This window comes from Aeromicrobium sp. 50.2.37, from assembly GCF_024655735.1.
Lineage (GTDB): Bacteria > Actinomycetota > Actinomycetes > Propionibacteriales > Nocardioidaceae > Aeromicrobium.
In genome coordinates, this window is sequence record NZ_JANLGG010000017.1 from 29,201 (window position 1) to 55,720 (window position 26,520).

Sequence of the window (26,520 nt, forward strand, 5' to 3'; positions counted from 1 at the left end):
ATGTCGCGGGTTCGACTCCTGTCGGAGGCTCTGGTCGGAGCGTGGATATGGGTGCGCCCCACGTGTCATGAGGATGTCGCGGGTTCGACTCCTGTCGGAGGCTCTGGTCGGAGCGTGGATATGGGTGCGCCCCACGTGTCATGAGGAGGTCGCGGGTTCGACGCCCGCGGGCTGGCTACACCGCGACCTCGAAGAGGCCGGCAGCCCCCATCCCTCCGCCGACGCACATCGACACGACGACGTAGCGCGCACCGAGCCGGCGCCCCGCGAGGAGCGCGTGGCCCACGCCGCGTGCCCCGGTCATGCCGTAGGGGTGGCCGAGGGCGATGGCTCCGCCGTCGACGTTCATCCGGGCAGGATCGATGCCCAGGACGTCCCGGCAGTGGACGGCCTGCGAGGCGAAGGCCTCGTTGAGCTCCCACACCCCGATGTCGTCCACGGTGAGTCCGTGCTGCTCGAGCAGCCGGGGGACCGCCGTGACCGGACCGACGCCCATCTCGTCCGGCTCGCAGCCGGTCACCGCGATGCCGACGTAGTAGCCGAGCGGGGCGATGCCGCGGGCCTCGGCGAGCGCGGCGTCCATCAGCACGTTGGCCGAGGCGCCGTCGCTCAGCTGCGAGGCGTTGCCGGCCGTCACGGTCGGGTGGGCCGTGACCTCGCCAGGCTCGAGCACGGTGCGCAGGCCGGCGAGGCCCTCGGCGGTGGTGCCGGCGCGCACGCCCTCGTCCGCGGAGACCGTCTGCTCGACCTCGCTCGTCTCTCCCGAGGCCTTGTCGAGCACGAGCGTCCGCACGGTGATGGGAGCGATCTCGTCGTCGAAGTGACCGGCCGCCTGGGCAGCCGCCGCGCGCTGCACCGACTGCAGGCCCATCTCGTCCTGGCGCTCACGGCTCACGCCGTACCGCGCCGCCACGTTCTCGGCGGTGTGCAGCATCGGCATGTACAGGCCCGGCACGTGCTCACGCAGCCAGGGGTCGCCGGCGCGGTGGGTGTTCATGTGCTCGTTCTGGACCAGGGAGATCGACTCGACGCCGCCGCCGACGGCGACCCGCTGGCCGTCGACGAGGATCTGCTTCGCGGCGATGGCCACGGCCATGAGGCCGGACGAGCACTGTCGGTCGACGGTCGAGCCCGGCACCGTCACCGGCAGCCCGGCCCGCAGGGCCGCCTGGCGCGCGACGTTGAACCCGGACGATCCCTCGGGGAGGGCGCAGCCGAGGATCACGTCCTCGATCTCATCGGGTGAGACGCCGGCCCTCTCCACGGCGTGCGAGATCGCGTGGCCCGCCAGCTCCGCCGCCGGGGTGTTGTTGAAGGCGCCGCGGTACGCCTTTCCGATGGGGGTGCGGGCGGTCGAGACGATCGCGGCACGGGGGGCTGGACGGCTCACGGGAGCGCTCCTGGGATCGGTGGGAGGAGATTTTTCCGCAACCTACTTGAACCTGAACCCGGATTCAACTAGCGTCCATCGCGTGAGTCAGGTCACACCGATCCCGACCGAGGAAAGTGGCAGCGCATGGTGAACGTGGCAGCAGACGTCTGGTCCATCGCGGATCGCGACCCCGAGCGGGTCGCACTCCGTTCCCCGCGGGGAGGGCTCACCTACGGCGAGCTCAAGGAGGCCAGCGCCCGGTTCGCCGGCGCCGTCGTGGCGGCCGGGCTGCGACCGCTCGACCGGGTCGTGCTGATCGCCCCGAGCATCGTCGAGTTCCCGGTCGCCTACCTGGGACTGCACGCTGCCGGCATCAGCGTCATCACCATGAACACGATGGCGACGGGCCCGGAGATCGGCTACGTCCTCGACGACTCCGAGGCATCGCTCGTCATCGCCTGGCACGAGTGCCAGGACGCCGCCTCCGCCGCCGCCTCCGAGCGCGGCATCACGTTCTGGCGTCTCGACGACGGGGCTCGCCTCGACGCCGAGCCGGTGCCCGAGGCCCACGAGCACGCGCCGGACGACACGGCGATCATCCTCTACACGTCGGGCACCACCGGCCGCCCCAAGGGCGTGGAGCTCACGGCGACGAACCTGGTCGACACGACCGCGTCGTTCATGCCGGTGCTCAACCTGACGCCCGACGACCGCTTCGGCACCGGTCTCCCGCTCTTCCACGTCTACGGCCAGGCCGTCGTGATGAACACGGTGCTGGTGCAGGGGGCGTCGCTCTCGCTGCTCGCGCCGTTCGAGCCGACGCAGATGCTGGAGATGGTGCGCCGCGACCGCCTCACCGTGCTCGCCGGCGTGCCGACGATGTGGAACGCGATGCTGCACGCCGCCACCGACGAGTTCGGTCCGTCCGACTTCGAGCAGCTGCGGCTCGCGACCTCGGGCGGCGCCTCGTTGCCCGCCGAGGTCATGCGCGCGTTCTTCGACCGGTTCGGCTGCACGATCCTCGAGGGCTACGGACTCACCGAGTCCACCGGTGCCGCGACGTTCAACGACATCAACCGACCCCAGAAGGCCGGGACGGTGGGCCCCGCCCTGCCGGGGACGTCCATCGAGGTCCGCGCCGTCGACGGCGGTGTGCTCGCGGCCGGCGAGGTCGGCGAGGTCTTCCTGAAGGGGCCGACGATCATGAAGGGCTACCGGAACCGTCCCGACGCAACCGCCGCGGACCTGCGGGACGGCTGGCTCAAGACCGGTGACCTCGGGTCGCTCGACGACGACGGCTACCTCAGCATCGTCGACCGGGCGAAGGACCTGATCATCCGCGGCGGATACAACGTGTACCCGCGCGAGGTCGAGGAGGTGCTCTACGAGCACCCCGACATCGTCGAGGTCGCCGTCGTCGGCGTCCCGGACGACCACTTCGGCGAGGAGGTGGCGGCCGTGGTCTCGTTGCGCCCCGGCGCCCGGCTCACCGGGGAGGAGCTGCGGGCCTGGGCCAAGGTCCAGCTGTCCGCCTACAAGGTGCCCCGGCTCTACCAGTTCGTCGAGACCCTCCCGAAGGGCGCGACCGGCAAGATCCTCAAGCGGGAGATCGACCGGGACGCGATCCGGGTCGCTGCCGCGGAGGTGACCGCGTGAAGGTCCAGGGGCGGGTCGCCGTCGTGACCGGTGGCGCCGGCGGCATCGGCGCAGCCCTGGCCCAGCGGCTGCTGGAGCACGGTGCGAGCGTGGTGGTCACCGACCTCGACGACGTGCGGGTGAAGGACGTCGTGGAACGGCTCGACGCCGTCGCACCGGGTCGCGTGGCGGGAGTCGCGGGCGACTGCGCCGACGAGGAGGACATCCGCCGCGTCCTCGACCTCGCGGCCGAGCGCTTCGGGCCGGTCGACCTCTACGCCGCCAACGCCGGCGTGGGACTCGGTCAGGGACTCGAGGCCACCGAGGCCGAGTGGGACACCTCGATCGACGTGAACGTCCGGTCCCACGTGCGGGCCGCCCGTCTGCTCGTCCCGGCCTGGCTCGAGCGGGGGGAGGGCTACTTCCTCAGCACCGCGTCGGCGGCCGGTCTGGTCACGCAGATCGGCTCGGCCACCTACTCGGTCACCAAGCATGCCGCGGTCGCGTTCTCGGAGTGGCTCTCGGTGACGTACGGGTCGCGGGGCATCGCGGTGAGCTGCCTGTGCCCGATGGGGGTCAACACCGACATGCTCAACGGTGGCGCCGAGTCCGACGACGAGACCGCGCGCCGTGGCGCCAAGGCCGTCACGGAGGCGGGCGGGGTGCTGGAGCCGCTGGAGGTCGCCGACATCGTGCTCGAGGGCATCGACGCCGAGCGCTTCCTCATCCTCCCGCACCCGGAGGTGCTGGAGTACTTCCGGCGCAAGGGCTCGGACTACGACCGATGGATCGCCGGCATGCGTCGCTACCAGGAGTCGCTCGGATGAGCGTCGGGAGCGCTCGGCGCGCGGTGCTGTTCGACTTCGGCGGGGTGCTGACCTCGAGCGTCCTCGACGGCTTCGCCGCGTTCGGCCGCGAGGAGTGCGGCGACGAGACGCTCCCCATGCGCCTGTTCGCCGACGACCCCACCGCCCGGCAGCTGCTGGTCGACCACGAGGAGGGGCGCCTCGATCACGACCCGTTCGAGGCGGGGCTGGCCGAGCGTCTGCGGGCCCAGGGGGTCGAGGTCGAGACCGAGGGGCTCATCGGTCGGATGCAGGCGCGTCTCGTCCGCGACGAGGCGATGGTCGAGCTCGTTGCGACGCTGCGGGAGGACGGTGTGCCGATCGGCCTGGTGTCGAACTCGCTCGGACGCGACTGCTACGCGGGGTTCGACCTGCCCGCGATGTTCGACGCCGTGACCATCTCGGGGCAGGAAGGCGTGCGCAAGCCCTCGCGCCGCCTCTACGAGATCGGGTGCGAGCGCCTCGGCGTCGCACCCCACGAGGCCGTCATGGTCGACGACCTCGCCCAGAACATCGTCGCTGCCGAGCGTCTCGGGATGGCCGGCGTCGTGCACCGTGAGGCGGAGGAGACCGCGGCGCAGCTCTCGCAGCTGCTCGGGGTCGGGGCGAGGAGGACCTCCACCGCGCAGTGATCGGGGGATCGAGCAGCACCCCGGCGCGGCCGTCCGGTCGTTCCGACAGCACTGTCTGCCCACTCGGGCGGACCACCCTCAGGAGGAATCCATGAACGTTCGACGCTTCGGCATCGGTCTGGTCGTCACCGCGGCCCTGACCGTCACCGCTGCCTGTGGCAGCGGCGACTCGGGCGGGTCCGGCGACGGAGGCGACGACAGCTACTCGATCGGCATCGTCAAGTTCGCCTCCAGCGACCAGACGTCCGAGCAGGCCATCGCCTCCTTCCAGGCCTACGCCAAGAAGCAGGGCTGGGAGACTAGCGCGGTCGATCCGCAGGGGGCGGTGGACAAGGCCAACGGCGCGATGCAGGACTACGTCCAGAAGAAGGTCGACCTCATCGTCACGGCGGTCTTCGACAGCAACACCCTGACCGCCGGCGCCCAGGCGGCGAAGGCCGCAGGCATCCCGGTGGTCTCGATCTCCGGTGGCACGGCCGACGGCATCACCGCCAACCTCGACGCCGGTGTCTCCAACGGTGAGCCCGTCGCCAAGCAGCTCGTGGAGGACATGGGCGGCGCGGGCGACCTGCTCGTCCTGGGCTACAAGAGCGGCCTGCCGTGCATCGGTCGCGAGGAGGCCCTCGACACGGCGCTCAAGAGCACCGACATCGAGACCACGCGCAACGAGGTGCCGATCCCCGGCCAGGTCGAGGGCAGCACGCAGTTCACGCAGGCCTGGCTCGCCAAGCACCCGAAGGGCAGCGGCAAGCTCGCGGTCTGGGGATGCTTCGACGACCCGGCCCTCGGCGCGATCGCCGCGCTCAAGTCGGCCGGCCGTGACGACGTCCTCGTCTACGGCATCAACGGACAGCCGGGTGCCATCAACGCGATCGAGGCCGGCGACATGCGGGCCACCGTCTTCCTGCTGGCCGACCAGGCCGGTGAGGACTTCGCGAAGCTCGTCCCGGAGTTCGTGGAGGGCGGCGTCGACGCGGAGCCGCAGGAGGTTCCCCTCACCAACGTGCTGGTCACGACCGACACGATCGACGACTTCCTGGCCGAGTACCCCGACTCGACCAAGTAGTCCCGACCACGTCCTCCAGGGCCGGTGCCCTGGAACCCCAGAGGAGTGTGCATGAGCGAAGCAACAGCCCTCGACGACCGCGAGGTCGCCCCGGTGCCCGAGCCGACGTGCCTGGAGATGTCCGGCATCTCCAAGCAGTTCGGTGGGCACCAGGCCCTGGAGGACGTGTCCATCAGCCTGCGCCCCGGCCGGGTCCTCGCCCTGTGCGGGGCCAACGGGGCCGGGAAGTCGACCCTCGTCAGGATCCTGGCCGGTGCGGAGTCGGCCGACGCCGGCACGATCCGCGTCCACGGCGAGCAGGTCTCGATCCACGCGCCGCAGGACGCGACGCGGCTCGGTCTGAGCTTCATCCACCAGGAGCTCAACCTGGTCCCGAAGTTCACGGCCCTGCAGAACATGGCGATGGGTGCGGACCACCACCGCTCCGGCGTCATCGACCAGCGCGGCCTGCGCCGCAAGGCCCTGGCCGTCCAGGAGCGCATCGGCTACCGCGTCCCGCTCGACACGAGGGTCGAGGACCTCGCCGTCTCCGACCGCTGGATGGTCTCGCTCGGCCGCTCGCTCATGCGGGACGCGACCATCGTCGCGATGGACGAGCCGACGGCGTCGTTCACCCAGGAGGAGGCCGAGCGGCTCTACGGCATCATCGACGAGCTCACAGCAGACGGCGTCGGGATCCTCTACATCTCGCACCGTCTGGAGGAGGTGCTGCAGGTCGCCGACGACGTGACGGTGCTGCGCAACGGCCGACTGGTCGGGAGCTTCGCCGCGGCCGACCTGGACGTCCCCGCGCTCACCCGCCACATCGTCGGTCGCGACGTGGAGGAGGTCACCCACCGCGAGACGGAGGGTGACCCCACCCAGGCCCCGGAGCTCCTGCGGGTGCAGGGCCTGACCCGGTTGCCGCGGGTGCACGACGTCGACCTGACCCTGCACCGGGGCGAGATCCTCGGCGTGGCCGGCCTCGTCGGGGCAGGTCGCACCGAGCTGGCGCGCATGCTCATCGGGGCGGACCCCGTCGGCTCCGGCTCGATGACGCTCGACGGACGTCCCTACGCACCAGGCTCGCCCTTCGAGGCGATCCGTGCCGGTGTCGCGCTCGTGCCCGAGGAGCGTCGCTCCCAGGGCCTGATCCTGCGCAACTCCGTCAGCTCCAACCTCAACATGGCCTCGTTGCGCGACCCCGAGAAGCGGCTGGGCACGTTCAGCCCGCGCAGGGCTGCGCGCATCGCCCGCGACGCGGTGTCCCGGTTCGGCGTCAAGGCCGGCTCCGTGCACGAGAAGGTCGGTGAGCTCAGCGGCGGGAACCAGCAGAAGATCGTCGTCGGCAAGAACGTGCTCGCCGGCCCACGACTGCTGATCCTGGACGAGCCCACCGTCGGCGTCGACGTCGGCGCCCGCAGCGAGATCTACGACATCATCCGTGCGCTCGCCGCCGAGGGGACGTCGATCCTCATGATCTCCAGCGACTTCGAGGAGCTCGCCATCTGCGACCGCGTCGTCGTGATGCGCGAAGGAACCATCACCGCCACGGTGCCCGCCTCTCGGGCCACGAAGGACCGTCTCACCTCGCTCTGCTTCGGCTCGACAGAACAGGACCTCGCATGACCGTCACCGCCCTCGACCCCACGGCCGTCGTCGCCACCCCCTCCACCAGCACGCGCGTGTGGAAGTGGTTCGGCCGCTACGGCGCCCTCCTCGTCCTCGCCGTCCTGGTCGTCAGCACGAGCATCCTCGAGCCCGACACCTTCGCGACCTGGGACAACTTCATCAACATCCTGAACCAGAGCGCCCTGTCGGCGATCATCGCGATGGGTCTGACGTTCGCGCTGGTCACGGGGGAGTTCGACCTCAGCATCGGCAACGTCGCGAGCCTCTCGGGCGTCATCTGCCTGTCGGCGATGGTCGACCAGGAGATCGGGGTCGTCGCCGCGCTCGTGCTGGCCGTGGTGATCGGTGCCGCGGTCGGTCTCGCGAACGGTCTCGTGGTCACGTTGCTGAACGTGAACGCGCTCGTCGCGACCCTCGGCATCGGCACGGTCGCGGTCGGCATCAACTACGCCGTCGCCGGCGGCACACCGGTGGGACTGCCGGACCCGGCCGGCTTCATCCAGCTGACGCTCGGCCGCTTCCTGGGGATCCCGTACCCCGTGTTCATGATGCTCGGCCTGGCCGCCGTGCTGTGGTTCATCCTCAACCGGACCGTGCTCGGGCAGTCGATGCAGGCGGTCGGTGGCAACGCCGTCGCCGCCCAGCTCTCCGGCATCCGCGTCGACCGGGTGCGGGTCTTCGCCTTCGTCATCTGTGGCATCTGCGCCGGACTCACCGGCATCCTGCTGGCGTCGCGCACCGGCAGTGCGGCGGTCTCCGGTGGAGACAGCTACCTGCTCGCCGCGTTCGCTGCGGCCTTCTTCGGGTCCGCCGTCCTGCGCGACGGCGAGTTCCACGTCATCGGCACGCTGATCGGCGTCGTCACGGTCTCGGTGGGCTTCAACGCCATCGCCCTGGTCGGGCTCGAGACCTACTGGCAGTACCTGTTCCAGGGCCTGCTCCTGATCCTCGGTGTCGGCGTCGGCTCGCTGGCCCGCCGTCGAGCCTCGATGGCCTAGCGCGGACAGGACCGATTTTATGAACTTGAACTCAGATTCATGTAGGGTCGGAGCATGACGACGTCCCCGACGGAGCCGCGGTCCGAGCAGACCGTGCTCGCCGAGCGCAGGGGCGCGGTGCTCGTCCTCACCCTCCACCGGCCCGAGCGGCTCAACGCCTGGACCAACGCCATGGAGGACGAGTACTTCGCCGCGCTGCTCGCGGCCGACGAGGACCCCGAGGTGCGCGCGGTGGTGGTCACCGGTGCCGGTCGAGGCTTCTGTGCCGGCGCCGACATGGGCGACCTGGCGGGCGCGGCGGACGCCACCGACGCCGAGATCGACCGGCCGCTCCCGCGGCACCTGCCGCTCACCCTCCGCAAGCCGATCGTCGCAGCGGTCAACGGGGCGGCGGCCGGGCTCGGCATGGTCGAGACGCTCTACTGCGACGTGCGCTTCGCCTCGCCCGACGCGGTGTTCCTGACGGCCTTCTCGCGGCGCGGTCTCGTGGCCGAGTACGGGATGGCCTGGCTGCTCCAGCGCCTCGTCGGTCCCGGACGCGCGGCGGACCTGCTGCTCTCGGGCCGGCGGGTCGACGGCGAGGAGGCCCACCGCATCGGACTCGTCGAGCACCTCGTACCCGCCGACGAGCTGCTCGAGCGGGCCGTCGCCTACGCCGCCGACCTGACGACGTCCTGCTCCCCGTGGTCGATGGCCACGATCAAGTCCCAGCTGCTCCTCGACGCCGAGCGCAGCTTCGCCGAGTCGGTGGAGGCCGCCGACGCCCTGATGCGCGAGTCCTTCCGGGGCTCCGACATCGCCGAGGGCGTCGCGAGCTTCACCGAACGGCGCCCGCCGGTGTTCGCACCGCTACCTCGCAAGGAGATCTGATGGAGTTCGCACCGAGCCAGAGGTCCGTGGAGTACCAGGAGAAGCTCCTGGAGTTCATGGACGGCTACGTCTACCCCGCCGAGTCCGTGTACGCCGCCCAGATGGCGGAGTCGGGCAACGCCAACTTCCACCCGCCCATCCTCGAGGAGCTCAAGACCGAGGCCAAGAAGCGTGGCCTGTGGAACCTCTTCCACCCGCACGAGCGCGAGGACTGGGGATCCCCCGGCCTGAGCAACCTCGACTACGCGCCGCTCGCCGAGATCACCGGGCGCAGCCCCTACATCGCACCCGAGGCGATCAACTGCAACGCCCCGGACACGGGCAACATGGAGGTGCTCGAGCTCTTCGGCACCGACGAGCACAAGGAGAAGTGGCTCAAGCCCCTCCTCGCCGGCGAGATCAACTCGGCCTTCTGCATGACCGAGCCGGAGGTCGCGAGCTCGGACGCCACCAACGTGCAGCTGCGCATGGACGCCGACGGCGACGAGTACGTGCTCAACGGTCGCAAGTGGTTCGCCTCCAACGCGCTGCACGCCAACTGCAAGGTCCTGATCGTCATGGGCAAGACCGACGTCGAGGCCGCGACCCACCGCCAGCAGTCGATGATGGTCGTCCCGCTCGACACCCCCGGCATCACGATCGTGCGAGGGCTTCCCGTCTTCGGCTACATGGACCGCGAGGGTCACGCGGAGATCCTGTTCGAGGACGTCCGGGTGCCCAAGACCGCCCTGCTCGCCGGCGAGGGTGACGGCTTCATGATCAGCCAGGCCCGTCTGGGACCCGGTCGCATCCACCACTGCATGCGGTCGATCGGCATGGCCGAGCGTGCCCTGGACCTGATGATCGAGCGCGCGCAGAACCGGGTCACGTTCGGCGAGCCCGTGGCCAACCGGTCCAACATCCAGGACTGGATCGCCGAGGCGCGCATCGAGATCGAGATGATCCGACTGCTCACGTTCAAGACCGCGTGGCTCATGGACACGGTCGGCAACCAGAAGGCCCGGACCGAGATCGCCGCGATCAAGGTGGCCGCTCCGGCCGTCGCGCTCAAGATCATCGACCGCGCGATCCAGGTGCACGGCGGTGGCGGCATCACCGACGACTTCCCGCTCGCCAGCTTCTACGCCCACCAGCGCACGCTGCGTCTGGCCGACGGCCCGGACGAGGTGCACAAGCGCACGATCGCCCAGGTCGAGCTGCGCCGGATCAACGCCGACTGGAACAGGAAGAAGTGAGCGAGCCGCTCGCGGGTCGCACCGCGATCGTCACGGGCGCCTCGCGCGGCATCGGTCTCGCGGCCGCGGCGGCGCTGCACGACGCAGGCGCCAACGTGGTGCTCACGGCGCGGACGGAGGAGGCGGCCCGCGCGGCCGCCGACTCCGTCGGCCCGCGGGCGCTCGGGATCGGGGCCCACGCGACCGACGAGGACCTCGCCCGTGCCTGCGTGGAGCGGACGATGGAGGCGTTCGGCAGCGTCGACGTGCTGGTCAACAACGCCGGCACCAACCCGGCCTACGGCCCGGTGCTCGCCCAGGACCACGGCCGCTTCGCCAAGACGCTCGACGTGAACCTGTGGGCGCCGATCCTGTGGTCGCGCCTCGTGGTCGACGCGTGGATGGGCGAGCACGGCGGCTCGATCGTCAACACGGCCTCCATCGGCGGTCTGTCGGTCGGGCCCGACCTCGGGATCTACCACGTGTCGAAGGCCGCCCTCATCCACCTGACGAAGCAGCTGGCGATCGAGCTCGCACCGTCGATCCGCGTCAACGCCGTCGCGCCGGGTGTCGTGCGGACGAAGCTGGCCGAGGCGCTGTGGAAGGAGCACGAGGGTGCCGTGGTGGAGCGGACGCCGCTCGCCCGGATCGGCGAGCCCGACGACGTCGGGGCTGCCGTCCTGTTCCTCGCGTCGTCCGCGTCGTCCTGGATCACCGGCGAGACGCTCGTCATCGACGGCGGCCAGATGATCGGGTCCGGCGCGGCGGCCGATGCCCTCGCGGCGCGGGTCGAGGGCTGAGTCGTGCCCGGGACCGCGACCGACGTCGCGCTCGACCTGGACGTGCTCGCCGCCATGCTGCGTGCCGACGGCCACGAGGTGCAGGGACGCCTCGTGGCCGACCGGGTGGGTCGCGGCCAGTCGAACCTGACCTACCTCGTGCGCGACGAGCACGACGCTCGTTGGATCGTCCGTCGTCCACCGCGGGGCGAGCTGCTCGCCTCGGCGCACGACGTGCTGAGGGAGCACCGGATCCTTGCGGCGCTCGCGGACACCGAGGTGCCCGTCCCGCAGGTCCTGGGACGCTACGTCGACGACGCCCTCGCCGAGACCCCGGTGGTGGTCATGGAGCACGTCGACGGCCTCGTCGTCGACCGCGACGAGGTGGCCGAGGGGCTCGGCCTCTCGCTGCGGGCCGCGATCGGACCGTCGCTCGCCCGCACGCTCGCGGCGGTGCACGAGGTCGACGTCGACGAGGTGGGGCTGGGTGACCTGGCGAGCCGGTCGCCGTACGCGGCCCGCCAGCTCAAGCGCTGGTCCCGGCAGTGGGAGGCCTCGCGCACGCGGGACCTGCCCAGGCTCGAGGCCATGACCGAGCTCCTGCGCCGGCGCATGCCGGAGCAGTCCACGCACGGCGGGCGCGACGTCGCCCTCGTGCACGGGGACTTCCACCTGCGCAACGTGATCGTCGATCCGGTGCTGGGTGACGTGCGTGCCGTGCTCGACTGGGAGCTCAGCACCCTCGGCGACCCGCTCGCCGACATCGGCAGCCTGCTCGCCTACTGGCCGGAGGCCTCCGACGGTGCGACCCACGCGTTCGCCGCGTCGGCGCTGCCGGGCTTCTCCTCGCGCGAGCAGATCGCCCGGACCTACCTGGAGGCCTCGGGCCGCGAGCGGTCCGACCTCGACTACTGGCACGCCCTCGGTCTCTGGAAGATCGCCGTCATCGCCGAGGGCGTGATGCGCCGGGCCCTCGACGAGCCGAGCAACGCCGCCGACGGCGGCCCGCCCGTGCCGGAGGCCATCGACCAGCTGGTCGAGCGCGCCTGGGTCGTCGTCGAGACCGCCGGTCTCGACCGCTGACCAGCCCACCCATGATCCGACGCCACCCGATCCACGACCGAAGGAGCACGACATGACCGAGACCCCCTACGTGGGCGACTTCCTGAAGGACTCCCCGAGGAACTGGGGCAAGTGGGGGCCCGACGACGAGGTCGGCTCGTTGAACTACCTCACGAGTGCCGAGGTGCTCCGCGGCGTCGCCGAGGTCCGGTCGGGCGAGGTGTTCACGCTGCAGGTGCGGATGGGCGACCCGGGCGGCGACCCGGTGTGGCCCGGTCGCGAGAGCATCCAGCGCACGAACGTCATGGACGAGGGCTTCTTCCAGCGGGGCGAGGGCGTGGAGACACCGGGCGGCGCGCACTACTCCGACGACGTCGCGACGCTCTACCTGCAGGCGTCCACGCAGTACGACTCCCTCGGTCACGTCTGGTACGACGGCCAGATCTGGAACGGCTACGACGCCTCCACCACCGACGGTGCGATGGAGAAGGCGTCGATCCTGCCCATCGCCGAGCGCGGTGTGGTGGGGCGCGGCGTGCTGATCGACGTCGCGCGCCACCGGGGCAAGGCGGCGCTCGACAAGGGGGAGACGTTCACCCACGAGGACCTGCTGGAGATCGCTGCTGCGCAGGGCTGCACGATCGAGAAGCACGACGTCCTGGTCGTCCGCACCGGCTTCATCGGCTCCTTCTACCGCCAGAGCGCGGAGGAGTTCTACGACGGCTTCCTCGAGCCGGGCCTCACCTACAGCCCCGAGCTCGTCGAGTGGTTCCAGACGATGGAGATCCCGAACCTCGTGACGGACACGATCGCCAACGAGGTGACGCTGGAGCCCTCCAGCGGCGTCACGCTGCCGCTGCACAGCGCCCTCATGCGCAACCTGGGCGTCGCGTTCACGGAGATCGCGTGGCTGGAGGACCTCGCCGCCGCCTGTGCCGCGGACGAGCGCTGGACCTTCCTCTACACGGCCGCGCCGCTCAAGGTCGTCGGTGGCACCGGCGCTCCCGTGAACCCGGTGGTCGTCCGATGAGCGCGTTCGACGTCGTCGCGACGATCCAGGCGCAGGAGGGACGCGGTGACGAGCTCGCGGAGATCCTCCGGGCGTCGCTCGCGACGGTGCGCGGCGAGGAGGGCTGCCTGCGCTACGACCTGCACCGGGTGCGACGTCGACCGGACGAGCTCGTGATGCTCGAGCGGTGGTCCTCGGTCGAGGCGCTCAAGGTTCACGGGGCGGCCGAGCACTTCCAGGAGACCTCGGCCAGGCTGGCGCCCCTGCTCGCCGCGGCGCCGGTGGTCCGGGTGCTGGAGGCGGTCGACGTCGCGGACCCGTCATGAGCCCCGAGGGGCTGCGGACCGGTGACACCGGTTTGCACCGCCACGCCGTCGCCAGTAGAACAGCACCATGAGCGAGCAGCCCGCAGCGAGGAAGGACGTGGTCCCGGCCCTGGCGGACACCTCCGGCCTGAAGGAGCCGCCGACCACCCGCCGCGGTCTGCGCACCCGGGCGGCTCTCGTGGCGTCCGCGCGCACGGTGTTCGAGCGGGACGGCTTCCTCGCCTCGAGGCTGACGGACATCACCGCCGAGGCCAGCTGCTCGACGGGGACGTTCTACACCTACTTCAACAGCAAGGAAGAGATCTTCCTGGCCGTGATGGAGGCGGCGCGCGACGAGATGCTCCACCCGGGCATGCCCCACGTCGAGGAGGCCGACGACCCCGTCGCGGTCATCGAGGCGAGCAACCGCGCGTACTTCGAGACCTACAAGCGCAACGGTCGGCTGATGCGCCTGCAGGAGCAGGTCGCCACGATCGACGACGACTTCCGTCGGCGCCGCCTCGAGCGGGGCGAGGCGTTCGCCCGCCGCAACGCCAAGAGCATCCAGAAGCTCCAGGAGGACGGCCGGGTCGACGCCACGCTCGATCCGATGATGACGTCGCGGGCGCTCTCGGGCATGGTCAGCCGGCTGGCCTACTCGAGCTTCGCGCTGGGGGAGAACTGGTCGGTCGACGACCTCGTCGAGACCTCGACGCGGTTGTGGGCCAACGCCCTCGGGCTCACCGCCGAGCGCTGAGTCGGAGCGCCGGGTCACAGTGCTGGGTCAGAGCGCCAGCACCAGCTTGCCCGTGTTCGCACCGCTGAACAGCATCAGGAGGGTGTCGCCGAACGCGTCGATCCCGCCGCTCACCACGTGCTCGCGCGCGACCAGCGAGCCGTCGGCGATCATCGCAGCGATGCCGTCGACCGCCTCGTCGTACCGGTCCTCGTAGTCGAAGACGAGGAACCCGGCCATCGACGCGCGGTTCACCAGGAGCGACATGTAGTGCGCCGGTCCGGGGGCGGGCTCGGTGGCGTTGTACGTGGAGATCGCCCCGCAGATCGCGACGCGCGCGCCGAGACGCAGGGTGCGGAGCGCAGCGTCGAGGACCTCGCCGCCGACGTTGTCGAAGTAGACGTCGATCCCGTCGGGTGCGGCCTGACGCAGGGCGCGGTGCACGGCACCCTCGCGGTAGTCGACGGCGGCGTCGAAGCCGAGCTCCTCGGTCAGCCACGCGCACTTCTCGGGGCCACCGGCGATGCCGACCACGCGGCAGCCGCGAGCCTTCGCGAGCTGGCCGACGACCGAGCCGACCGCGCCGGCCGCACCGGAGACGACGACCGTCTCGCCCGGCTGGGCCCGAGCGACGTCGAAGAGGCCGAACCACGCCGTCATGCCCGGCATGCCCAGCGCGCCGAGCCAGGTCGCGGCCGGGGCCACGGTGAGGTCGACCTTGGTGAGGTCGGCCCCCGCGACGACCGCGTGGTCGGTCGCTCCGATCGTGCCCATCACGGTGTCGCCCGGCTCGAGGCCGTCCGCGCGCGAGGTGACGACCGTGCCGATGCCGAAGGCGCGCATGACCTCGCCGATCCCGACGGGTGGCACGTAGGACCGGACGTCGTTGAGCCAGCCGCGCATGGCCGGGTCGAGCGACAGGTGGGTCACGGCGACGTGCACCTCGCCGTCGGCGGGGTCGTCGAGCCGGTCGTCGGACACCTCCCAGGTGGACGCGTCGGGCAGGCCGACCGGGCGGGCGGCGAGGTGGACCCTGCGGGCGGTGATCGACACGCTCAGTCCTCGGTCGGGTACTCGGTGAACTGGCCGATGGACTGCGCGACGCAGATCGGCTTGTCGGACCCCTCGCGCTCGAAGGTCTGCACCGTGACGATGCGCGCGGCTCCGTTCCCGACGTCGTCGACCGAGACGATCTCGGCGTGCATGCGGATGCGCGAGTCGACGGGGTTGGGCGCGGGGAAGCGGACCTTCTCGTACCCGTAGTTGAGGCTGTGCGCGAAGCCGTCGAAGGCCATGAGGTCCTCCATGAACCGCGGCCCCATCGACAGGCTGTACAGGCCGTGCGCGATGGTCGACCCGAACGCGCTCTCCTTCGCACGCTCCGGGTCGACGTGGATCCACTGGTGGTCGCCGGTGAGGTCGGCGAAGGCGTCGATCCGGTCCTGCGTGACGTCGTGCCACGCGGTGGGGCCCAGGCGTGTCCCGACGAGGTCGACCAGGTCCTGGATGCTCGTGGGTCGGATGGGGGCGGTGGTCTCGGTCATGACGTCCTCCGGAGGGTCCAGCGTGATGGGGATCACGGTATGCACCGAAACGTACTTGAACCCGAAACCGGGTTCAAGTAGCGTGCAGGTAGCGTGACCGCCATCACACCCCAGGAGTCCGACATGCCCATGATCGACGTCAACGGCACCACCCTGCGCTACGAGGACGAGGGACCTCGCGGCGCGCACGCCGTGGTCATGAGCCCGTCGATGTTCTTCGACGTCCGCATGTTCCGGCACCAGGCCGAGGCGCTCGGCGACCGTTACCGAGTGGTGCGGTACGACCACCGCGGCCAGGGGGAGAGCGCTCGCGATGCACGCGAGAACCTCGACATGGACACGCTGTCCGAGGACGCGGCCGCCCTCATCGAGGCGCTCGACCTCGGGCGGGTGACCTTCGTCGGCAACTCGATGGGCGGCTTCGTCGGGCTCCGACTCGCGGCTCGCCGGCCCGACCTCCTGGCCTCCGCGGTGCTGATGGGCACGTCGGCCGACGTCGAGGAGCAGGCGGACGACATGGACGCCCTCGTCGACGTGCTGGCCGAGCAGGGCATCGAGCCGGTCCTCGACGGCGTCCTCCAGTTCATGATGGGTGACACGACGTTGACCGACCCGTCGCGCGCCGACGTGCTCGCCGAGGTCACCGCACTGCTGCGGAGCCGCACGCCCGAGTACGCCGACGCGGCCTGGCACATCGCCCACCGCACGCCGGTGCTCGACGAGCTCGGCGGGATCACCGTCCCGGTCGTGGTCGTCGCGGGCACCGAGGACCACACCTACCCGCCGCCGAAGTCGCAGCAGATCGTCGACCTGACACCGGGGGCGACCCTCGTGACCATGGAGCGCACGGGTCACGTGCACGCGCTGGAGAACCCGGTGGAGGTGACCGAGCTGCTCGAGCGGCACCTCGCGTCGCTGGACACGGCGGCCGTGTCGTGAGTGCGGCGCTGCACGTCGTCGACTCCGGCGAGACCGACCTGCCGGTCGCGCTCTGCCTGCACTCGCTGTTCCTCGACCACACGATGTTCGACACCTTCGCCGAGGCGGTGGAGGGTCGCCTCCGAGTCGTGCGGCCGGACTTCAGGGGTCAGGGATCCAGCCCCGCCGCCGACGCCACTGTGACGATGGAGCAGTGTGCCGACGACGTTCTGGACGTGGTCGACGCACTCGGCCTGACCCGCGTCCACGTCGTCGCACAGTCGATGGGCGGCGACGTCGCCGTCCGGGTCGCGGCACGACGTCCGGGGCTGGTCGACCGGCTGGTCCTGCTGGGGTCCTCGGTCCGTGCCGAGCCGCCCGAGCAGCTCGAGGCCTTCCGTCCGATCGCCGACGAGGTCGAGCGGGCGGGCTTCCAGGGCGACCTGCTCGAGATGATCATGCAGATCATGCTGGGCGAGTCCTGCCGCAACGACCCGGAGCGAGCAGCGCTGGTCGCGGAGTCGCGCGCCGCCTTCGCCGCGCTCCCGCCGACCCTCGTGCACGCCGTGCGCGGCGTGGTCGAGCGTCGCAGCGCCGTGGACCTGCTCCCGGAGGTGACGGCCACGACGCTCGTCGTCAGCGGGGGCGAGGACGTCGCGCGCCCGCCGGCATGGTCCCAGGAGGTCGTCGACGGCGTGCCGCACGGCGAGCTGTGGAGCCTGCCCGACGTGGGCCACAGCGTGATCCTCGAGCGGCCGGAGATCGTGATCCCGCGGGTCGTCGACTTCCTGACCGATCCGGCCTGAACCCCCGACCCCTGCCGTCGGCGTGACGCCGGACGGCCCGACCCAGACCGACACACCCCCCAAACCCGACCACGACAACCAGGAGCCTTGATGACGACCATCCCCACCGCCCGCGGCACCATCGACTCGAGCGAGCTCGGCAGGACGCTGGTGCACGAGCACGTCTTCGTCCTCAACACCGAGTACAACCAGAACTACCAGGACGACTGGGACGAGGAGGAGCGCATCCGGGACGCCGTCGAGAAGCTCACCGAGCTCAAGGGCGTCGGGATCGACTCGATCATGGACCCCACCGTCCTCGGGCTCGGTCGGTACATCCCGCGCATCCAGAAGATCGCCGCCCAGGTCGAGCTCAACATCGTCGTGGCCACGGGCCTGTACACGTACAACGACGTGCCTCACCAGTTCGAGCACCGCGGACCGGGGCTGCTGGTCGACGTGCCGGAGCCCCTGACCGAGATGTTCGTCAAGGACATCCGCGAGGGCATCGCCGGGACCGAGGTCCGCGCGGGCATCCTCAAGTGCGCCATCGAGCTCGCCGGGCTGACCCCGGGCGTCGAGCGCGTCATGCGCGCGGTCGGCCAGGCCCACGTCGAGACCGGCGCACCGATCACGGTGCACACCAACCCGGCCAACGAGTCGGGGCTCGTGGCGCAGCAGGTGCTGAAGGAGGAGGGCGTCGACCTGTCGAAGGTGATCATCGGCCACTCCGGCGACACCAACGACGTCGACTACCTCTGCAAGGTCGCCGACGCCGGGTCGATGCTCGGGATGGACCGGTTCGGCCTCGACCTGTTCAACCCGATGCAGGAGCGGATCGGCACCATCATCGAGCTCGTGCGGCGTGGCTACGTCGAGCACGTCACCCTGGCGCACGACGCGAACTGCTTCATCGACTACTTCAGCCCGGACGCCAAGGCCCACGCGGCCCCGAACTGGCACTTCCGCCACATCAGCGAGGACGTCATCCCGGCCCTGCTCGAGGGTGGGCTGACCGAGGCCGACATCGAGACGATCCTCGTGGCCAACCCGCGGCGCCACTTCGAGTGAGCCGCCGCGCGGACCGGTGACGTCGGCGTCGCCGGTCCGCGGGCGTGGCCGTGACCTCCCTGGAAGCACGGTCGTGCAGGCCGGTCCCTGTGCGAGGATGACCGGACCATCAGTGCCGACCGACCAGGGGCGACATGCTGGACCCGATCTCGTTGCGCGTCTCGTTCGCCATCGTGGCCGTCACCCTGCTCGCGCTCTTCTACTTCGTCGCCTACCGCTCCACCCGCTCGGCCTATGCCGGCTGGTGGTGCGCGGCGCTCGGCCTGTTCCTCGCCGGCTCGGCGGCCTACCTGCTCGACGGGACGTCGCAGCAGTGGTGGGCCAACCCGGCCGGCAACGTGTGCGTCGTCGCGGGTGCCGCGGCCGTGTGGTCGGGCGCGCGGGCGGTCGAGGGACGGTCGGTCAGCTGGTGGTTCGTCGGCGCCACGCTCGTGGGGCTGCTCGTCGCGTCGGCGCTGGACGACCCGGGCACCAACGAGTGGTCCGGCGCGCCGGTGTTCCTCGGCCTCATGACGATCTTCATCGCCCTGGCCTCGGTGGAGCTGTGGCAGTCGGGCCGCAGCGGGTCCTTCGGTCCGGGCCCCCGCGAGCGGATGTACCGGCCGATCCTGCGGTCGCTGGCGGTCATGTCGACCGGCCTGTCGACCTTCTACGGCCTGCGCCTCGTGGCCTTCCTGATGGTCGGCCAGGACGGACGCGCGTTCGCGGTCTACCTCGGTACCGAGGTCACGACCCTGGTCACCACGGTCATGCTCGCCACCGTCTCGTTCAGCATGACGGCGCTCAGCTACGCCGACGACACCCTCGAGCTGCAGGCCCGAGCCACCAGCGACGGCCTCACCGGCCTGCTGAACCGCGACGAGCTGGTGCGCCTGGTGGAACGACGCTGGCGCGGGCACCGTCGGCGCCAGGTCCACGGCGTGCTCGTCATGGCCGACCTCGACCACTTCAAGCAGATCAACGACACGTACGGCCACCCGGCGGGCGACGTGGCCCTGCAGATGTTCGCGGCGGCGTGCCGCAGCACGGTCGGTCGTGCCGACATCGTGGGGCGCTTCGGCGGCGAGGAGTTCGTCCTCTTCCTCGACGAGGCGACCGTCGAGGAGGCGCACGACGTCGTGCGGAGGATCACCGCCGCGCTGGAGGCCACGTCGCTCCCCGGCGGCGTGGTGCTGCCCACGGTCAGCTACGGCATGACCCTCGTCAGTCGTGGCGACGACCTCGCCGACGTCGTCGCCCGGGCCGACGGTGCCCTCTACGCGGCCAAGGACGCCGGTCGGGCGCGGGTGGTCGTGGCCGACGGCGCCACTGCGGACCGCACCACCGCGCCGTGATGGGGAGCCTCCCTAGAATGGTGCTCGTGGACCAACCTCCGAGTACCTGCCAGGCCCTCCTCCGCTGCGTCGCCAGGACGGCCTGATGGACACCGACACCCTGCTCAACCTCGGCCTCGTGATGGTCTTCGTGCTCGTCGGCGGGGTGTTCGCGGCCACGGAGCTGGCCCTCGTCTCCTTGCGCGAGAGCCAGCTGAACCAGCTGGAGAAGACCGGCTCGCGCGGATCGAAGGTCGCCACGCTCGCGCGCGACCCGAACACGTTCCTCGCGGCCGTGCAGATCGGCGTCACGGTGGCCGGCTTCCTGTCCGCCGCCTACGGCGCCTCGACCCTCGCGCCCGACGTCGCGCCGACCTTCGAGGCCCTGGGCCTGTCCGAGAACGCCGCGTCGAGCGTCGCGCTCGTGGCCATGACGCTGCTCATCGCCTACCTGTCCCTCGTCTTCGGCGAGCTCGTGCCCAAGCGGTTCGCGCTGCAGAAGTCGGCGCCCATCGCGCTGGCCGTCGCGCCGCCGCTCGCCCGGTTCGCCACGCTCATGCGACCGGTCATCTGGCTGCTGTCGAAGTCGACCAACATGGTCGTCCGTCTCCTCGGCGGCAACCCGAACGCCGCGGGCGAGGAGATGAGCGAGGACGAGCTGCGTGACCTCGTCGGCGCGCACGAGAGCCTCGAGGACGACGAGCGACAGATCCTGCAGGACGTGTTCACCGCCACCGACCGCACGCTGCGCGAGGTGATGCGCCCGCGCGGTGCCGTCGACTTCCTGGACGGCGGCATGAGCCTGGCCGAGGCCGCCGGCGAGGCGCTCGCCATGCCGCACTCCCGCTACCCCGTCACCCGGCGACGCTCGACCGACGACGTCATCGGCTTCGTGCACGTCCGCGACCTGCTGGCCGTGCCCGAGGAAGGCGGCGCCGGGTCCGTCGCCGACATCGTGCGCGAGATCCCCGTGCTGCCGAGCACCAACCGCATCCTCCCGGCCATGGCGCAGATGCGCAGCGAGGGCGTCCACATCGCGCTCGTGGTCGACGAGTACGGCGGTACCGACGGCATCGTCACGCTCGAGGACATCATCGAGGAGCTGGTGGGCGAGATCCGCGACGAGTACGACCTCGCCGAGGTGGCCGAGCTGCTGCACTCCTCCGACGGCGACGACATCGACGCCGCCATGCACCTCGACGACTTCGTGGAGCTGACGGGTCTGGAGCTGCCCGACGCCCACTACTCGACCGTCGCCGGTCTGGTGCTCGACCGCCTCGGTCACATCCCGGTCGAGGGGGAGGCCGTGGACCTCGACGGCTACCGGCTCACCGTCACCGCCGTGGAGGGGCGTCGCATCATGCGGCTCCACCTGGCCACGGTCACGGCGGGCGCCCCCGACCAGGACGCGGCGGTGGCGTCGAGCGAGCTGGAACCTGCCGACGGGTCGCCCGAGCGCCCATGACCCGGCACAGCACGGTCTTCGAACGGCAGCCTCCCCGCGAGGCGGCCATCGATGCCGCGCTGCGACCGAGCCGGCTTGGCTCCTACTGGCTCGAGGACGCCCCCGGAGCCGGCCACCCACAGCTCACGGCGTCGACCACGGCCGACCTCGTCGTCGTCGGCGGCGGGTACTGCGGCCTGTGGACCGCAGTGCTCGCGAAGCGCCGCGACCCGGGTCGACGCGTGGTCCTGCTCGAGGCCGAGACCATCGGCTGGGCGGCGTCGGGACGCAACGGCGGCTTCGTGGAGGCGAGCCTGACCCACGGCGAGGTCAACGGGCGGGCCCGGTGGCCCGACGAGTACGACACCCTGCACCGCCTCGGTCGCGAGAACCTCGACGCCCTGGAGCGTGACGTCCACGACCTCGGTCTCGACGTCCAGCTGGAGCGCACGGGCACGCTGTCCGTCGCCTACGAGCCGCACCAGGTGCGCTGGCTCGAGGAGGACGAGACCGGCGACTGGCTCGACGAGTCCGCCGTGCAGGCCGAGATCCACAGCCCGATCTACCGTGCCGGTCGCTGGGAGCGCGACGAGACCGCCCTCGTCCATCCGGCCCTGCTCGCGCACGAGCTCGCCCGCGTCGCCGTCGAGCTCGGCGTGGAGGTCTTCGAGCACTCCCGCGTGACGGGGCTGTCGTCCGGCCGCACGGGCGGGGTGCGGGTGCGGACCGGGCGTGCCGTGGTCCGCGCCGGTGCCGTGGCCCTCGCGACGAACGTGTTCCGGCCCCTCCTGCGGCGCACGCGCCTGTCCACCGTGCCGGTCTACGACTACGTCCTCATGACGGAGCCGCTCGACGCCGCGCAGAAGGCGTCGATCGGCTGGGACCGTCGCCAGGGCGTCGCCGACCTGGCGCACCAGTTCCACTACTCGCGGCTCAGCGCGGACGACCGGATCCTCTACGGCGGCTACGACGCCATCCACCGGCGCACGGTGAGCCCCGAGCACGAGGACCGCGACGCTTCCTACCGTCGGCTGGCCTCGCACTTCCTCACCACCTACCCGCAGCTCGAGGGCGTCGCGTTCACCCATCGATGGGCGGGTGCGATCGACACGTCCACCCGCTTCTGCGCCTTCCACGGCCTCGCCCGCCGCGGCCGCGTGGCCTACGCCTCCGGCTTCACGGGTCTCGGTGTCGGTGCCACCCGGTTCGCCGCGGAGGTCATGCTCGACCACCTCGCCGGTGACGACACCGAGCGCACCCGGCTCGCGATGGTGCGACGCCCGGCCGTGCCCTTCCCGCCCGAGCCGTTGGCCACGATCGGCATCGAGGCCACCCGCTGGTCGCTCGACCGCGCCGACCACCACGAGGGTCGCCGCAACCTGCTGCTGCGCACCCTCGACCGGCTCGGCCTCGGCTTCGACTCCTAGCGGGCACGACCGGCGGGGGCGGTCGGCGGCGATTCGGATACCGTTGGTCTCTCGACGGTCGCTGTCGGTGCGACGTCACAGGAAGGTGGTCACGTGCGCGTCGCCCTGTTGTCGTACCGCAGCAAGCAGCACGTGGGTGGCCAGGGCGTCTACGTCGAGCACCTCAGCCGGGGTCTCGTCGAGGCCGGGCACGACGTCGAGGTGATCTCCGGACAGCCCTACCCCGAGGGTCTCGACCCGAGGGTGCGCCTGACGAGGCTGCCGAGCCTGGGCATCTACGACGAGCCCGACCCGTTCAAGCCCCCGGCGCCCTGGACGCTGCGCAGCGTCCCCGACGTCGTCGAGTGGCTGCTCAGCGTCACCGGCGCCTTCGGCGAGCCGCTCTCGTTCACGTTGCGCGCCGACCGTCACCTCAAGGGCCGACTCGACGACTTCGACGTCGTGCACGACAACCAGAGCCTCGGCTGGGGACTGCTCGCCCTGCGCCGACGGCTCCCGCTCGTCGTCACGATCCACCACCCGATCAGCCGCGACCGCGTCGTCGAGCTCGAGGCTGCCCGCGGGTGGCGCAAGCTCTCGGTGGCGCGGTGGTACTCGTTCGTGGGCATGCAGGCCCGGGTCGCCCGGCGGCTGCCGTTCGTCGTGGGCGTCTCCACGGTGGCCACCGACGACACCGTCACCGACTTCGGCATCGACCCGGCCCGCATCCGCGTGGTGCCGCTCGGCGTCGACACCGAGACCTTCAGCCCCGTTCTCCGCCCCAGCCGATCGGAGGGGCCCGGCGCCCCCGCCGCGGTCGGGTCCCGCGTGCCCGGCCGCATCGTGGCGGTCGCCAGTGCCGACAAGCCGCTCAAGGGTGTCGCCCACCTCCTCGACGCCCTCGCCAAGGTGCGGGTCGAGCACCCCGACGTCGAGCTGCAGCTCGTCTCGAGCGTCGAGCCGGGCGGCGCCACGGACCGCCGCATCGACGCGCTCGACCTGCGCGACTGCGTGACCACCCACAGCGGCCTGGAGTCCGAGCAGATCGCCGAGCTCCTGCGCTCGGCCGAGATCATGTGCGTCCCCTCGCTCTACGAGGGCTTCTCGCTGCCGACGGTCGAGGCGCTCGCGAGCGGCACCGCGGTCGTCGCGAGCCGCGCGGGCGCCATCCCCGAGGTCGTGGGCGACGCCGAGGGCGGTGACCCGTGCGCGGTGCTCGTCGAGCCGGGCGACGCCGAGCAGCTGGCCGCCGCCGTCTCCTCCCTGCTCGACGACCCCGACCGCCGCGCGGCCCTGGGCGCCGCCGGCCGTGCCCGAGCGCTCGAGCGCTACAGCTGGACCTCGGTGGCCAAGGCCACCGCCGACGTCTACGACGAGGCGATCCGCAGGTTCGCCGGCAAGGAGCAGTGACGTGCTGACCGTCGACTTCGACCGCCTCCGGGTGGGCGCCCGCACCCGCTTCATCGACGTGGGTGCCGGCGCCGGCCGGCACAGCTACGAGGCGCTGCGCCGCGGTGCCGACGTGATCGCGTTCGACCTCGACGAGGTCGAGCTCAAGGGCGTCGACGAGATGTTCGAGGCGATGCGGGTCGAGGGGCAGGTGCCGAGGACCGGGCGCGGTGCCGTGCAGGCCGGGACCATCCTCGACATGCCCTACGCCGACGCCTCCTTCGACGTCGTGCTCGCCTCGGAGATCCTCGAGCACGTGCCCGAGGACGAGCAGGCCATCAGCGAGCTCGTGCGCATCCTGGCGCCCGGCGGCACGCTGGCCGTGACCGTCCCGCGCTTCTGGCCCGAGAAGGTCTGCTGGATGCTGTCGGACGAGTACCACGCCAACGAGGGCGGGCACATCCGCATCTACAAGGCCAGCGAGCTCGACGCGAAGCTGCGGGGTGAGGGCCTGGTGCACACGCACACCCACCACGCGCACGGCCTGCACGCGCCGTACTGGTGGATCAAGTGCGCCGTGGGCGTGGAGCGCGACCAGCACCCGGCCGTGCGCGCCTACCACCAGCTGCTCGTGTGGGACATGATGAAGGCGCCCCGCACGACCCGCGTGGCCGAGAAGCTCCTCGACCCGGTCCTGGGCAAGAGCGTGGCGCTGTACTACACCAAGCCGCTCGCGGCCTGAGGTCGCCGTGACCCCCGCCGTCACCGGATCGCCGGCCGTCCTCGCGCTCCCCGGTGTGCTCGACGCCGCCCAGGTGCAGGCCACGGCCGACACGATCGCGGCCGTGCAGACCCGCGACGGGGCGATCCCGTGGGAGGCCGACGGGCACCTCGACCCGTGGGACCACCTCCAGGCCGCCATGGGGCTCGCCGTCGCCGGACGCCGCGACGAGGCCGAGGCCGCCTACGCCTGGAGCCGCTCGCAGCAGCGACCCGACGGCACGTGGGCCACCAAGTACGCCGGGGGCGAGGTGGTCGAGCCGGCCACCGACGCCAACTTCACCGCGTACGTGGCCACGGCGGTCTGGCACCACTGGCGACTGACCGGCGACCGGTCCTTCGTGGGCTCCATGTGGCCGTCGGTGCGGAGTGCGCTCGACGCCGTGCTCGTCCTGCAGGACGACGCGGGTCCGGTCCGCTGGTCGCGCGGTGCCGACGGGTGCGTGGCCGACGAGGCCCTCGTCACCGGCAACGCCAGCATCCACCTGAGCCTGCGCTGCGGGGTGGCGCTCGCCGAGGTCGTGGGGGAGCGGGTGCCGCACTGGGAGGACGCCGCAGTGCGGCTGCGCCACGCCCTGGACCACCACCCGGACCGCTTCGCCGACAAGGCTCGGTTCTCGATGGACTGGTACTACCCCGTGCTGGGCGGGGCGCTGCCGCGCGCCGTCGCCCTGGCCCGCCTGGAGCGGCGCTGGGACGACTTCGTCGTGCCCGGCTTCGGTGCGCGCTGCGTCGACGACAGTCCCTGGGTCACCGGGGGTGAGACGTGCGAGCTCGTCCTGGCGCTCGACGCGGTGGGACGCGACGCGGACGCCCGGGCGCTCCTGGCCGACATCCAGGTCCTCCGCCGCGAGGACGCCACCTACTGGACCGGGTACGTCTATCCCGACGAGACCTACTGGCCGATCGAGCAGACCACCTGGACGGCGGGCACCGTGCTCCTCGCCGTCGACGCCCTGACCCGGACCACCCCGGCCAACGGGTTGTTCCGTGGCGAGGGCCTGCCGCTCCTGGCCGCCGACGAGGAGTGTGACCAGCCGTGCGTGGCATGAGCGCGTCGCCGCTGCCCGAGGAGCTGCAGGCCGTGGCCGACGACGTGCGGGGCTTCCTGCCCGACGACGAGGCCGACGCCCTGCGTGCCGCGGCCGCGGCCCACCTGCGCCCGGGTGGCGTGGCCGTGGAGATCGGCAGCTACTGCGGCAAGTCCGCGGTTCACCTCGGTCACGTCGCACGCGAGCGTGGTGCGCGACTCGTGACGCTCGACCACCATCGCGGCTCGGAGGAGCAGCAGGTCGGCTGGGAGTACCACGACGAGACGCTCGTCGGGGCCGACGGCCGGATGGACACCCTGCCGTTCCTGCGCGAGACCCTCGCGCGGGCCGGCCTCGAGGACGTCGTCGACGTGGTGGTGGCCCGCTCGCCCGACGTCGCGTCGTGGTGGGGCCGCGAGCTCGACCTCGTGTTCGTCGACGGCGGGCACACCGACGAGCACGCCCAGGGCGACTACGAGGGCTGGGCCCGGTGGGTGCGCCCCGGGGGTGCGCTCGTCGTCCACGACGTCTTCCCCGACCCCGCCGACGGCGGGCAGGCGCCCTACCGCATCTACCTGCGCGCCCTCGACGACGGCTTCACCGAGGTCGGCCACACGGGCTCCCTGCGCGTCCTGCAGCGCTGACGAAGGTGTCGGGCAGGCCCCTCGACAGGCTCGGGGAGCGCGGTGGTGGGGAGCGGGGCGG

The 26,520-nt window shown here is 71.4% G+C and carries 26 protein-coding genes; 23 read left to right on the forward strand and 3 right to left on the reverse strand.

From position 1 onward, the window contains the following. Window positions 1-175: 175 nt before the first annotated feature. Window positions 176-1,390, reverse strand: coding sequence for an acetyl-CoA C-acyltransferase (locus NUV38_RS10580; RefSeq protein WP_257729089.1), 1,215 nt, complete (start codon window positions 1,388-1,390; stop codon window positions 176-178). Between the two features lie 135 nt (window positions 1,391-1,525). Here NUV38_RS10580 and NUV38_RS10585 point away from each other — a divergent pair, with 135 nt between their 5' ends. The 13 genes from NUV38_RS10585 (at window position 1,526) to NUV38_RS10645 (ending at window position 14,155) form a co-directional block, all read left to right on the forward strand. Next, window positions 1,526-3,028, forward strand: a complete 1,503-nt coding sequence (locus tag NUV38_RS10585; RefSeq protein WP_257729090.1) for an AMP-binding protein — start codon at window positions 1,526-1,528, stop codon at window positions 3,026-3,028. After that, the gene (locus tag NUV38_RS10590) at window positions 3,025-3,834 is read left to right on the forward strand and encodes an SDR family oxidoreductase (RefSeq protein WP_257729091.1); all 810 of its coding nucleotides are present in this window, start codon (window positions 3,025-3,027) and stop codon (window positions 3,832-3,834) included. Before NUV38_RS10585 ends, NUV38_RS10590 begins: the two co-directional genes overlap by 4 nt. After that, window positions 3,831-4,484, forward strand: a complete 654-nt coding sequence (locus NUV38_RS10595; RefSeq protein ID WP_257729092.1) for an HAD family phosphatase — start codon at window positions 3,831-3,833, stop codon at window positions 4,482-4,484. Before NUV38_RS10590 ends, NUV38_RS10595 begins: the two co-directional genes overlap by 4 nt. Before the next feature lie 91 nt (window positions 4,485-4,575). Further along, entirely contained in the window at window positions 4,576-5,550 is a 975-nt protein-coding gene (locus NUV38_RS10600) for a sugar ABC transporter substrate-binding protein (protein ID WP_056556274.1), read from the forward strand. A gap of 51 nt (window positions 5,551-5,601) precedes the next feature. Continuing rightward, on the forward strand, window positions 5,602-7,158 hold the full coding sequence (locus NUV38_RS10605; protein WP_257729093.1) for a sugar ABC transporter ATP-binding protein: 1,557 nt from the start codon (window positions 5,602-5,604) through the stop codon (window positions 7,156-7,158). Beyond that, window positions 7,155-8,159: an ABC transporter permease gene (locus NUV38_RS10610; RefSeq protein ID WP_257729094.1), complete on the forward strand. Its 1,005-nt coding sequence runs from the start codon at window positions 7,155-7,157 to the stop codon at window positions 8,157-8,159. Before NUV38_RS10605 ends, NUV38_RS10610 begins: the two co-directional genes overlap by 4 nt. A 54-nt stretch (window positions 8,160-8,213) precedes the next feature. Continuing rightward, window positions 8,214-9,029, forward strand: a complete 816-nt coding sequence (locus NUV38_RS10615; protein ID WP_257729095.1) for an enoyl-CoA hydratase-related protein — start codon at window positions 8,214-8,216, stop codon at window positions 9,027-9,029. Then, window positions 9,029-10,264 (forward strand): acyl-CoA dehydrogenase family protein, encoded by a 1,236-nt coding sequence (locus NUV38_RS10620; RefSeq protein WP_257729096.1) that lies wholly within the window; start codon window positions 9,029-9,031, stop codon window positions 10,262-10,264. Before NUV38_RS10615 ends, NUV38_RS10620 begins: the two co-directional genes overlap by 1 nt. Further along, window positions 10,261-11,043 (forward strand): SDR family oxidoreductase, encoded by a 783-nt coding sequence (locus NUV38_RS10625; RefSeq protein WP_056579817.1) that lies wholly within the window; start codon window positions 10,261-10,263, stop codon window positions 11,041-11,043. The genes NUV38_RS10620 and NUV38_RS10625 overlap by 4 nt, the downstream gene beginning before the upstream one ends. Before the next feature lie 3 nt (window positions 11,044-11,046). Further along, window positions 11,047-12,105: a phosphotransferase family protein gene (locus NUV38_RS10630; RefSeq protein ID WP_257729097.1), complete on the forward strand. Its 1,059-nt coding sequence runs from the start codon at window positions 11,047-11,049 to the stop codon at window positions 12,103-12,105. 52 nt (window positions 12,106-12,157) lie between these two features. Then, window positions 12,158-13,114, forward strand: coding sequence for a cyclase family protein (locus NUV38_RS10635; protein ID WP_257729098.1), 957 nt, complete (start codon window positions 12,158-12,160; stop codon window positions 13,112-13,114). Further along, complete coding sequence (locus NUV38_RS10640; RefSeq protein WP_257729099.1) at window positions 13,111-13,419, forward strand: putative quinol monooxygenase; 309 nt, start codon at window positions 13,111-13,113, stop codon at window positions 13,417-13,419. The genes NUV38_RS10635 and NUV38_RS10640 overlap by 4 nt, the downstream gene beginning before the upstream one ends. 67 nt (window positions 13,420-13,486) lie before the next feature. Further along, entirely contained in the window at window positions 13,487-14,155 is a 669-nt protein-coding gene (locus NUV38_RS10645; protein WP_257729100.1) for a TetR/AcrR family transcriptional regulator, read from the forward strand. A gap of 27 nt (window positions 14,156-14,182) precedes the next feature. Here NUV38_RS10645 and NUV38_RS10650 read toward each other — a convergent pair whose 3' ends face one another. Together NUV38_RS10650 and NUV38_RS10655 are read right to left on the reverse strand one after the other, a co-directional pair. Continuing rightward, complete coding sequence (locus NUV38_RS10650) at window positions 14,183-15,187, reverse strand: NADP-dependent oxidoreductase (RefSeq protein WP_257729101.1); 1,005 nt, start codon at window positions 15,185-15,187, stop codon at window positions 14,183-14,185. 2 nt (window positions 15,188-15,189) lie between these two features. Further along, entirely contained in the window at window positions 15,190-15,714 is a 525-nt protein-coding gene (locus NUV38_RS10655) for a MaoC family dehydratase (RefSeq protein WP_257729102.1), read from the reverse strand. 57 nt (window positions 15,715-15,771) lie between these two features. On the opposite strand from NUV38_RS10655, the gene NUV38_RS10660 reads away from it, so the two are divergent. The 10 genes from NUV38_RS10660 (at window position 15,772) to NUV38_RS10705 (ending at window position 26,459) form a co-directional block, all read left to right on the forward strand. Next, window positions 15,772-16,617 carry an alpha/beta fold hydrolase gene (locus NUV38_RS10660; protein ID WP_257729103.1) on the forward strand — a complete coding sequence of 282 codons (846 nt, stop codon included), beginning with the start codon at window positions 15,772-15,774 and terminating at the stop codon, window positions 16,615-16,617. Next, complete coding sequence (locus tag NUV38_RS10665; RefSeq protein ID WP_257729104.1) at window positions 16,614-17,402, forward strand: alpha/beta fold hydrolase; 789 nt, start codon at window positions 16,614-16,616, stop codon at window positions 17,400-17,402. The genes NUV38_RS10660 and NUV38_RS10665 overlap by 4 nt, the downstream gene beginning before the upstream one ends. A gap of 90 nt (window positions 17,403-17,492) precedes the next feature. After that, window positions 17,493-18,452 (forward strand): phosphotriesterase, encoded by a 960-nt coding sequence (locus tag NUV38_RS10670; protein ID WP_257729105.1) that lies wholly within the window; start codon window positions 17,493-17,495, stop codon window positions 18,450-18,452. 134 nt (window positions 18,453-18,586) lie between these two features. After that, window positions 18,587-19,786, forward strand: coding sequence for a diguanylate cyclase (locus NUV38_RS10675; RefSeq protein WP_257729106.1), 1,200 nt, complete (start codon window positions 18,587-18,589; stop codon window positions 19,784-19,786). Window positions 19,787-19,871: 85 nt separating this feature from the next. Next, window positions 19,872-21,230 (forward strand): hemolysin family protein, encoded by a 1,359-nt coding sequence (locus NUV38_RS10680; RefSeq protein ID WP_257729107.1) that lies wholly within the window; start codon window positions 19,872-19,874, stop codon window positions 21,228-21,230. After that, the gene (locus tag NUV38_RS10685) at window positions 21,227-22,636 is read left to right on the forward strand and encodes an FAD-binding oxidoreductase (RefSeq protein ID WP_257729108.1); all 1,410 of its coding nucleotides are present in this window, start codon (window positions 21,227-21,229) and stop codon (window positions 22,634-22,636) included. The genes NUV38_RS10680 and NUV38_RS10685 overlap by 4 nt, the downstream gene beginning before the upstream one ends. A gap of 93 nt (window positions 22,637-22,729) precedes the next feature. Next, complete coding sequence (locus tag NUV38_RS10690) at window positions 22,730-24,025, forward strand: glycosyltransferase family 4 protein (RefSeq protein ID WP_257729109.1); 1,296 nt, start codon at window positions 22,730-22,732, stop codon at window positions 24,023-24,025. Between the two features lies 1 nt (window position 24,026). Continuing rightward, window positions 24,027-24,746, forward strand: coding sequence for a bifunctional 2-polyprenyl-6-hydroxyphenol methylase/3-demethylubiquinol 3-O-methyltransferase UbiG (locus NUV38_RS10695; protein WP_257729110.1), 720 nt, complete (start codon window positions 24,027-24,029; stop codon window positions 24,744-24,746). Window positions 24,747-24,753: 7 nt separating this feature from the next. Beyond that, entirely contained in the window at window positions 24,754-25,836 is a 1,083-nt protein-coding gene (locus tag NUV38_RS10700) for a prenyltransferase (RefSeq protein ID WP_257729111.1), read from the forward strand. Then, window positions 25,833-26,459: a class I SAM-dependent methyltransferase gene (locus NUV38_RS10705; RefSeq protein WP_257729112.1), complete on the forward strand. Its 627-nt coding sequence runs from the start codon at window positions 25,833-25,835 to the stop codon at window positions 26,457-26,459. The genes NUV38_RS10700 and NUV38_RS10705 overlap by 4 nt, the downstream gene beginning before the upstream one ends. Window positions 26,460-26,520: the final 61 nt, after the last annotated feature.